Source organism: Erwinia sp. B116 (assembly GCF_002865965.1).
Lineage (GTDB): Bacteria > Pseudomonadota > Gammaproteobacteria > Enterobacterales > Enterobacteriaceae > Erwinia.
The window spans coordinates 159,442-167,712 of the sequence record NZ_JRZZ01000006.1 but is presented as its reverse complement, the minus strand read 5'-3'; the positions used below and the strand labels follow the sequence as shown (position 1 = coordinate 167,712).

Here is an 8,271-nt window from a genome sequence, read left to right as displayed (position 1 = left end):
CCGCCTCAGGCGGCTGCTGCCGCATCTCAGTACAGCCCGATGCCGCCTGACTACGGCAACCAGCCTGCGCCTGCTTATGCCAATCAGCCTGCGCCTGCTTATGCCAATCAGCCTGCGCCTGCCTATGGCAATCAGCCTGCGCCTGCCTATGGCAATCAGCCTGCGCCTGCTTATGGCAACCAGCCTGCACCTGCCCACGGCAGCCAGCACGCTGCACCGAACGTCTCTGGCTTCGGCAACAATGCGTCTGCTGCGTCATCTGCCTTTGGCAGCGAGGCGGCAACGGCTCAGCCTGGCGTAAACACTGATGCTGCCGCGCCGCCGCTGCACCGTTTTGATGTCCCGAGTGAAGCGCAAACGCCTGCACCGGCGCAGCCTGCCGTCGATCGGGACGACGGTCCGCAGATGGGCGACTGGCGAAACGCCTCGGCATCGCCGTTTGATTTTGCCACGCCGGATACGCCGCACCATCCGGGGGCCGTTGCGGCCGCGACCAGCGGTGCTGCCGTGGCGGCGGCGGCGCAGTCCGCCAGCAGCGATATGCTGTTTATGCCGGGCTTCAGCGCCGTCAGCGGTGACGATCTGAATCCGCAGGTGAAGCAGGGCATTGGTCCTGAACTGCCGCGCCCTAAGCCGGTGAAACTCCCTACCCGCCGTGAACTGGCCTCGTACGGCATTAAACTGCCTTCACAGCGCATGGCGGAAGAGAAAGCCAGAGAGCAGGAAGAACAGCGTCTGCAGCAGGCAGCAGCGGCGGCAACCGGTGCCGTCGCTGCCTCGCCGGCAGCGGCCAGCGGCCCCGACAGTTATGGCGTAGAGGCCAGTGATGACGACCTGGCAGAAGCGCATCTGCGCGAAGCCTTCCTTGCCCGCGAACAGCAACGCTACGGCGACGAGTTTGCGGAACAGGACGAAGACGCGCTGCAGCAGGCCGCGCTGGCCAGCCAGTTTGCTCAACAGCAGCAGCAGCGTTACGGCGCTGAAGCCGACGAGTCGCCAACCTTTACGCCGGACACCCACGGTGCCTTCGACTTCTCGCCGCTGGACGACCTGGCCGATGACGGCCCGACAGAGCCGCTGTTTACCCTGCCGGCAGCCACGGAGCAGGCCGCCGTTGCGGCGTCAGCCCTGGCCACCGCGCAGTGGCAGCAGCCACAGCACGCGACCAGTCCGTCGCCACAGCCCGCAGCGGCTCAGTGGCAGTCAGCGCAGCCTTCAGCCAGCCAGCCGGCGCAGCCGCAGGGCTCTCAGCCAACAGCCGCTCAGTGGCAGCCAGCGCAGCCCGCGGCCAGCCAGCCGCAGCAGCCACAGGCCTCAACGCCTGCCGCCGCCCAGTGGCAGCCCGCGACCAGCCAGGCGCAGCAGCCGCAGGCCTCGCAGCCTGCCGCTTCCCAGTGGCAACGTCCGCAGCCCACTGTTTCCCAGTGGCAACAGCCAGAGCCTGAGCCTGCCGCGACGCAGTGGCAGCAGCCCGCGTCGTCACAGCCTGTGCAGACTCAGAGCCAGTCTCCTGCTGCTGCTTCCTCGCAGTGGCAGCCTCAGGCTACGCAGCAGCCCGCTGCCCCGGTAGCGCAGCCTGTCGCGCCTCAGGAGCCGGATATGGACAGCCTGATCCATCCGTTCCTGGTGCGCCACGAGCGGCCGACGCATACGCCGACCACGCCGTTGCCAACGCTCGATCTGCTGGCTTCACCGCCGGCGGAAACCACCCCGGTCGATCAGTTCGCGCTGGAGCAGACCTCACGGCTGATCGAAGCGCGTCTGGCGGATTACCGGGTGAAAGCCGACGTGGTCGGCAGTTCGCCAGGCCCGGTGATCACCCGCTTCGAGCTGGATCTGGCGCCGGGCGTCAAGGCGGCCCGTATTTCTAACCTGTCGAAAGACCTGGCCCGTTCGCTCTCTGCCGTGGCGGTGCGCGTGGTGGAAGTGATCCCGGGGCGGCCTTACGTCGGCCTTGAGCTGCCAAACCAGCACCGGCAGACGGTTTATCTGCGCGAAGTGCTCGACTGCCCGGCGTTCCGCGATAATCCGTCGCCGCTGTCGATCGTGCTGGGCAAAGATATCTCGGGTGAGCCGGTAGTGGCGGACCTCGGCAAGATGCCGCACCTGCTGGTGGCGGGTACCACCGGTTCCGGTAAGTCGGTCGGCGTTAACGCCATGATCCTCAGCATCCTGTATAAAGCCACGCCGAAAGAGGTGCGCTTTATCATGATCGACCCGAAAATGCTGGAGCTGTCGGTGTACGAGGGGATCCCGCACCTGTTAACCGACGTAGTAACCGATATGAAAGACGCCGCCAACGCGCTGCGCTGGTGCGTGGTGGAGATGGAACGCCGCTACAAGCTGATGTCGGCGCTGGGCGTGCGTAATATTGCCGGTTACAACGAGAAGGTCGACCTCGCGGAAGCGATGGGCCGGCCGATCCCGGATCCGTTCTGGAAACCGACCGACAGCATGGATATGTCGCCGCCGGTGCTGGAAAAAGAGCCGTATATCGTGGTGATGGTCGACGAATTTGCCGATCTGATCATGACGGTAGGCAAGAAGGTGGAAGAGCTGATCGCCCGCCTGGCACAGAAGGCCCGTGCCGCCGGTATTCACCTGGTGCTGGCGACCCAGCGCCCGTCGGTGGATGTGATCACCGGCCTGATCAAAGCCAATATTCCGACCCGTATTGCCTTTACCGTGTCGAGCAAAATCGACTCGCGTACCATTCTCGACCAGTCGGGAGCCGAGTCGCTGCTGGGCATGGGGGATATGCTCTATCTGGCCCCTAACTCGTCAATTCCGGTGCGCGTGCACGGTGCCTTTGTGCGTGACCAGGAAGTGCATGCGGTAGTGAAAGACTGGAAGGCGCGTGAACGTCCTCAGTATAAAGAGGGCATCCTGAGCGCCGGCGAGGACGGTGAATCCGGCAGCGGCGGTGGGCTTGACGGTGATGAAGAGCTGGATCAGCTGTTCGACCAGGCGGTGGAGTTTGTGGTGGATAAACGCCGCGCCTCGATCTCCGGCGTGCAGCGCCAGTTCCGCATCGGCTATAACCGCGCGGCGCGCATTATCGAACAGATGGAAGCGCAGGGCATTGTCTCCTCACCGGGCCATAACGGTAACCGTGAGGTGTTAGCGCCGCCGCCGCACGAAATGTAATATTGTTAACGGGCCGGGTAACCGGCCCGTTGAATAGTCGGCCTCCGATCCCCATATCTGCCCCATGCTGCCGGGAGAATTCAGCCTATTCTCCTGTTATTCCGGCCAGCGCCTGGCTACAGTTATCCCCGTCACGCTTACCCGCTACGGGATGCACGAGTTTCAATAAGGATGCCGTAATGAAAAAATTGATCGTTTCCTGCTGCCTGCTGGCGGCATTTACCTCGGCTGGCGTGCTGGCCGATGCTTCCAGCGATCTGCAGCAGCGTCTGGACAAGGTGAAGAGCTTCCACGCCACCTTCAGCCAGAAGGTGACCGACGGCGGTGGTGCCTCGGTACAGGATGGCGAAGGCGAAATGTGGGTGCAGCGTCCGAACCTGTTCAACTGGCATATGACCGCACCGGATGAAAGCGTGCTGATCTCAGACGGGAAAACCCTGTGGTTCTACAACCCGTTTGTTGAGCAGGTCAGCGCCAGCTGGCTGAAAGACGCCACCGGCAACACGCCGTTTATGCTGATTGCCCGTAACCAGGCCAGCGACTGGAAGCAGTATAACGTTTCGCAGCAGGGCGACAGCTTCTCCCTGACGCCGAAGTCACCGGACGGCAATCTGAAACAGTTCAACATCAATGTGTCACCGAACGGCACCATCAACCAGTTCAGCGCGGTAGAGCAGGACGGCCAGCGCAGCAGCTATGCGTTGAAAAGCCAGCAGAACGGCACGGTGAGTGCGGATAAATTTAAATTTACCCCGCCAAAAGGCGTGACGCTGGACGATCAGCGTCAGTGAGGTCTGCGTGAGTAACCTGTCCCTCGATTTTTCCCGCAACGAATTCCAGCCGCTGGCCGCGCGCATGCGGCCACGCACGCTGGCGGAGTACATCGGTCAGCAGCACCTGCTGGCGGCGGGTAAACCGCTGCCGCGGGCGATTGAAGCGGGCCATCTGCATTCGATGATCCTGTGGGGGCCGCCGGGGACAGGGAAAACCACGCTGGCCGAAATTATCGGCCACTACGGCCAGGCGGACGTTGAGCGTATTTCCGCCGTCACCTCGGGTGTAAAAGAGATCCGCGAAGCGATCGAGCGGGCGCGGCAGAGCCGTAACGCCGGCCGCCGCACCATCCTGTTCGTGGATGAGGTGCACCGCTTCAATAAAAGCCAGCAGGATGCGTTTCTGCCGCATATTGAAGATGGCACCATCACCTTTATCGGTGCCACCACTGAAAATCCCTCCTTTGAGCTCAATTCGGCGCTGCTCTCCCGCGCCCGCGTCTATCTGCTGAAATCCCTTACCGCCGAAGATATTGCCGTGGTGCTGGACCAGGCGATGCAGGATGCAGAGCGCGGCTACGGCAATGACAACGTGGTGCTGCCGGCGAAGACCCGCGATATGATTGCCGAGCTGGTCAACGGCGACGCGCGGCGGGCGCTGAATACGCTGGAAATGATGGCCGATATGGCCGAAGTCAATACGGCCGCGCAGCGCGAGCTGACCCCGCAGCTGTTGAACGAAGTCTCCGGTGAACGTAGCGCGCGCTTTGATAATAAAGGCGACCGCTTTTACGATCTGATCTCCGCGCTGCATAAGTCGGTGCGCGGCTCGTCACCGGACGCGGCGCTTTACTGGTATGCGCGTATTATCACCGCCGGTGGCGATCCGCTGTACGTTGCCCGCCGGCTGCTGGCCATCGCCTCGGAAGACGTCGGTAACGCCGACCCGCGCGGCATGCAGGTGGCGATTGCCGCCTGGGACTGTTTCACCCGCGTCGGCCCGGCCGAAGGCGAGCGCGCCATCGCTCAGGCGATCGTCTATCTCGCCTGTGCGCCGAAAAGTAACGCCGTCTATACCGCCTTCAAAGCGGCGATGCGTGACGCGCGCGATAACCCGGACTATGACGTGCCGGAGCATCTGCGCAACGCACCGACCAGACTGATGAAGGAGATGGGGCTGGGCGCGGAGTACCGTTACGCTCACGATGAGCCGAACGCCTACGCCGCCGGCGAGGACTACTTCCCGCCGCAGATGGCGCAGACCCGCTACTATCGTCCGGTTTCCCGTGGCCTGGAAGGCAAGATCGGCGAAAAGCTCGCCTGGCTGGCTGAGCAGGATCAAATTAGCCCGACAAAACGCTACCGCTGACAGGGGCGTTGCGGTAAGGTTAGCAGTGAATTCAACGCAGCCGAACTCGGGTGCGTCCCCTCTTTTTATCAATCATAACAAGCACAGGACAAGCATGCTCGATCCCAATCTGCTACGTAATGAGCCAGAGGCCGTTGCTGAACAACTGGCACGCCGGGGCTACAAACTGGACGTTGACACACTGCGCGCACACGAAGAGCGCCGCAAGGTGTTGCAGGTAGAAACCGAAAATCTGCAGGCAGAGCGTAACTCCCGATCCAAATCCATCGGTCAGGCGAAAGCGCGCGGGGAAGATATTGAGCCGCTGCGTCAGGAAGTTAATCTGCTGGGCGAACGCCTGGATGCGGCCAAAGTGGAGCTGGATGAGCTGCTGACGAAGATTAACGAGATGGCCCTGGCGATCCCAAACATTCCTGCTGACGTGGTGCCGTTCGGTAAAGACGACAGCGAGAACCAGGAGATCGGCCGCTGGGGTGAGCCGCGCAAATTTGATTTTGCCGTGCGTGACCACGTTGAGCTGGGTGAAATGGCAGCAGGCCTGGATTTTGCTGCCGCGGTGAAGTTGACCGGTTCACGTTTTATCGTGATGCGCGGACAGATTGCGCTGATGCACCGTGCGCTGAGCCAGTTTATGCTCGATCTGCACACCGAGCAGCATGGTTATCAGGAAACCTACGTGCCTTACCTGGTCAACCACGCCAGCCTGTACGGTACCGGCCAGCTGCCGAAGTTTGGTGAAGATCTGTTCCATACCCGCCCGCTGGAAGAAGAAGCTTCCAGCAGCAACTATGCGCTGATCCCGACGTCGGAAGTGCCGCTGACTAACCTGGTGCGTGACGAGATCCTCGAAGAAGAGTCGCTGCCGCTTAAGATGACCGCACACACGCCGTGCTTCCGTTCTGAAGCCGGTGCCTACGGTCGTGATACCCGTGGCCTGATCCGTATGCACCAGTTCGATAAAGTTGAAATGGTGCATATTACCCGTCCGGAAGACTCGATGGACGCGCTGGAAGAGCTGGTCGGCCACGCTGAGAAAGTGCTGCAGCTGCTCAACCTGCCGTACCGCAAGGTGCTGCTGTGTACCGGTGATATGGGCTTTGGCTCACACAAAACCTACGATCTGGAAGTGTGGCTGCCGGCGCAGGATACTTACCGTGAAATCTCCTCGTGCTCGAACATGGGTGATTTCCAGGCGCGCCGCATGAAAGCGCGCTGCCGTCCAAAAGGCGAGAGCAAAACCCGCCTGGTGCACACCCTGAACGGCTCCGGCCTGGCGGTGGGCCGCACCCTGGTGGCGGTACTGGAGAACTACCAGCAGGCTGACGGCCGTATCGAAGTGCCGGAAGTGCTGCGGCCGTATATGAAAGGGCTCGAGTTTATCGGTTAAGCCAGCCAGACAAACCCGCCGCCCGGCGGGTTTTTTTTATCTGTAGTTTGAGAAAAAATGGTCATCGACTTTAATCGTCTTCAGGAACAATTTAACAGCAAATTCAATGAGATAATTTCTCGTAAAATCGCCAATTGCGTTATCTTACTAACTGTTAATAAGTAAATTAAATCATTGATATACAAATCGTGCTAATCCACGTTTTTTGTGCTTCTCCAAACCCCGGCGCGGTGGCATGATGCGCGCAAAATCCTACCCCCTTTTTGGTTTTTCACTACTATGTCCATCTGGTCGCGTCCCGTTGTGGTGCTGCTCAGCGGCCTGCTGCTGCTGACGGTTGCTATTGCCGTGCTCAATACCCTCGTTCCCCTGTGGCTGAGCCACGACGCGCTGCCGACCTGGCAAATTGGCATGGTGGGTTCGTCTTATTACACGGGAAATCTGCTCGGCACGCTGGTGGCCGGCTGGGTGATTAAGCGTTACGGCTTCAACCGCAGCTATTACCTCGCGTCGCTGATCTTTGCGGTTGCCACGGTGATGCTCGGGCTGGGCACCGGCTTCTGGAGCTGGACCCTGTGGCGCTTTATCGCCGGTATCGGCTGTGCGCTGATCTGGGTGGTGGTGGAGAGCGCGCTGATGTCGAACGGCACCGTGCGCAACCGCGGGCGTCTGCTGGCGGCCTATATGATCGTGTATTACATCGCCACCGTGCTCGGACAACTGCTGGTCAGCGGCGGATCCACCGCGCTGCTGCAGGTGCTGCCGTGGATCACCACGCTGATCCTCACCGCTATCCTGCCGCTGGTGTTCTGCCGGGTGACGGCGCAGATGGCGGGGGAGGAGGCCCCGGCGGGGCGGATGTTGTCGATGCTGCGCCTGCGCAGCGCCCGGCTGGGCATCAATGGCTGCATTATCTCCGGCATCGTGCTGGGGTCGCTGTATGGCCTGATGCCGCTGTACCTGTCTCATCAGGGCATCGGTGACGCCAGCGTCGGTTACTGGATGGCGCTGCTGGTCAGCGCCGGCATTATTGGGCAGTGGCCGGTAGGTCGCCTGGCAGACCGCTATGGCCGCCTGCTGGTGCTGCGGGTACAGGTGTTTGGCATTATCCTTGGCGCGATGGCGATGCTCGGCGGCACCGCGATGGCACCGGCGCTGTTCGTGCTGGGGCTGGCGGGCTTTACGCTCTACCCGGTGGCGATGGCCTGGGCCTGTGAAAAAGTCCCCCAGCACGAGCTGGTGGCGATGAACCAGGCGCTGCTGCTCAGCTATACCGTCGGCAGCCTGGCGGGCCCGACCATGACCTCAATGCTGATGCAGCACTACTCTGACCGCCTGCTGTTTGTGATGATTGCCGGCGTCGCGCTGGTCTATCTGCTGATGCTGCTGCGCAAGGCCGATCACCACGCCACGCCGGTGGCCCACGCCTGATCGAACAGAGGCCGCCCTTATGGCAGCCTCTCCCGCGTCGGTCAGGGGCGGCCAGCGCCGCGCCCTGTTCAGACTCTGTGCCGGTAACTCTGCTGATGGTTTACCGGCGATCGCCCATATCCGGCTCGCTTCTGCCATCCGCATGGCATATCGCCGGCTCAGGG

Annotated in this window: 5 protein-coding genes; all 5 read left to right on the top strand. The window is 61.6% G+C overall.

Translation table 11 applies throughout. The annotated features are described in order from the left end of the window. A partial coding sequence (locus tag NV64_RS23940) for a DNA translocase FtsK (RefSeq protein WP_304529215.1) occupies positions 1-3,147 on the top strand: 3,147 nt, incomplete at its 5' end. Positions 3,148-3,326: 179 nt separating this feature from the next. Next, on the top strand, positions 3,327-3,938 hold the full coding sequence (gene lolA, locus NV64_RS07110; protein ID WP_056236907.1) for an outer membrane lipoprotein chaperone LolA: 612 nt from the start codon (positions 3,327-3,329) through the stop codon (positions 3,936-3,938). A gap of 7 nt (positions 3,939-3,945) precedes the next feature. Then, on the top strand, positions 3,946-5,289 hold the full coding sequence (locus tag NV64_RS07105; RefSeq protein WP_056236905.1) for a replication-associated recombination protein A: 1,344 nt from the start codon (positions 3,946-3,948) through the stop codon (positions 5,287-5,289). Between the two features lie 94 nt (positions 5,290-5,383). Then, a complete protein-coding gene (gene serS / locus NV64_RS07100) occupies positions 5,384-6,676 on the top strand; it encodes a serine--tRNA ligase (RefSeq protein WP_101505608.1) in 1,293 nt (430 codons plus the stop codon). Positions 6,677-6,955: 279 nt separating this feature from the next. Next, entirely contained in the window at positions 6,956-8,107 is a 1,152-nt protein-coding gene (locus NV64_RS07095; RefSeq protein WP_056236902.1) for an MFS transporter, read from the top strand. Positions 8,108-8,271: the final 164 nt, after the last annotated feature.